This window comes from Vreelandella rituensis (assembly GCF_003336665.1).
Lineage (GTDB): Bacteria > Pseudomonadota > Gammaproteobacteria > Pseudomonadales > Halomonadaceae > Vreelandella > Vreelandella rituensis.
In genome coordinates this window covers 1-1,817 of record NZ_QPIJ01000138.1, presented here as the reverse complement: position 1 = coordinate 1,817, position 1,817 = coordinate 1, and the positions used below count along the sequence as shown (strand labels likewise).

General features: G+C 56.3%; 1 protein-coding gene. It reads right to left on the bottom strand.

Features of this window, described 5'->3' with window-relative positions:
- Window positions 1–116: 116 nt before the first annotated feature.
- On the bottom strand, window positions 117–1,601 hold the full coding sequence (locus DU506_RS21085; RefSeq protein WP_114488781.1) for a bifunctional 2-methylcitrate dehydratase/aconitate hydratase: 1,485 nt from the start codon (window positions 1,599–1,601) through the stop codon (window positions 117–119).
- Window positions 1,602–1,817 lie beyond the last annotated feature (216 nt).

Below are 1,817 nucleotides of genomic sequence, written 5' to 3'. Positions count from 1 at the left end.
GGCGGCAGAAGATAGTCGGTCTGGCGATCAACGGGGATGAAGCGGCTCATGGCGTCGTTCCGGTGGGGTGGCAGGAGGCAAGTATCTCATGACGTTATCTAAAATCCGACAGTCTCCTAGATCACGAACAAGTCCACAAACTTGTTCACCGGCATACTCTCAAGACGCGACTGATCCTTACACAGCTCGAAGATTTCATGGGTACGACCCTGCGGAAAGCGCGTCGCCAGATTACGCCTGAACTTGTCCTCCAACACTGTGATACCTTCAGGGCGACGCCGCCGATGCCCGATAGGATATTCAACGGCGACCTTATCCGTAGAAGTGCCGTCCTTGAAGAAAACCTGAATCGCATTGGCAATGGAGCGCTTCTGGGGGTCGTGATAATCCTTGGAGTATCCCTCGTCCTCCACCACTTCCATCTTGTCGCGCAACTGATCGATGATCGGGTGAGCCGCGTGAAAATCATCCTCGTAATGCTCGGCCACCAAGTTACCGAAAGCTAACGGCACCGCAGTCATGTACTGCAGGCAGTGGTCACGGTCGGCCGGATTGGCCAGCTTACCCGACTTGGAAATGATGCGAATCGCCGAGTCGTGAGTGGTCAGGACGATTTTCTGGATATCATCCAGGCGACCCTTGACCTGCGGATGCAGCGTCACGGCAGCTTCACAAGCCGTCTGGGAATGAAACTCCGCCGGGAAGGAGATCTTGAACAGAATGTGCTCCATCACATAACTGCCGAAATCGCGTTGGAAACTGAACTTGCGTTCGCTTTCGGGCTTCAGCGCCAGATCCTTGTTAGTATGACTGAACAAGACGTCGTAGAAGCCCCACTGCGGTGCCGTGAGCGCGCCTGGAACACCCATTTCGCCGCGCATGGCGATATCCGCCAGGCGCACGCCCCGAGAAGTGGCATCGCCAGCCGCCCAGCTCTTGCGTGAGCCGGCGTTTGGCGCATGGCGATAGGTGCGCAGGCTCTGGCCATCGACGAAGGCATGGGAAAGAGCGGAGAGCAGCTGCTCGCGGCTGGCGCCCATCATCTTCGCCACCACGGCGGTTGTCGCCACCTTGACCAGCACCACATGATCGAGTCCTACACGGTTGAAGGAATTATCCAACGCCAGCACGCCCTGAATCTCATGGGCCATGATCATGGCTTCGAGCACATCGCGCATGCTCAGCGGCTCATCACCTTCAGCCAGGCGTTTTTGCGAAAGATGGTCGGCCACCGCCAGAATTCCCCCCAAGTTATCGGAAGGATGCCCCCACTCCGCCGCCAGCCAGGTGTCGTTATAATCCAGCCAGCGAATAATCGCACCAATGTCCCAGGCTGCCTTGACCGGATCAAGGCGAAAGGAAGTGCCCGGCACGCGGGCACCATGCGGCACTATCGTGCCCTCAACAAGCGGCCCGAGGTGCTTGGTACATTCCGGAAAACGCAACGCCAACAAGCCACAGCCCAAAGTATCCATCAAACAGTTTCGGGCGGCATCCCAAGCTTCGCTGCTTTCGATCCTGTACTCGAGAACATAGTCGGCAATTTTTTGCAGCTCGTCATCGTAATCCGGACGAACATTGGCTTCGACAGTCGCGCTCATTCGCTTCGCTCCTGCTGGTGTTTTCGCTCAAGAATATATGCTGCTTTCGATTGAGCGTACGCTTTTGACCGAGAGTAAATTCAGCGTAGCACAACATGAACTACCACGCCTAAGCGGCTGCGCCGTTAGACGTGGTTTCACTCGCTCGTTGGCGAGCTTCTAATGTCAATGGGTGATCAATGTGCGTAATTGACATGGGCGTGTCCACAACGCCCT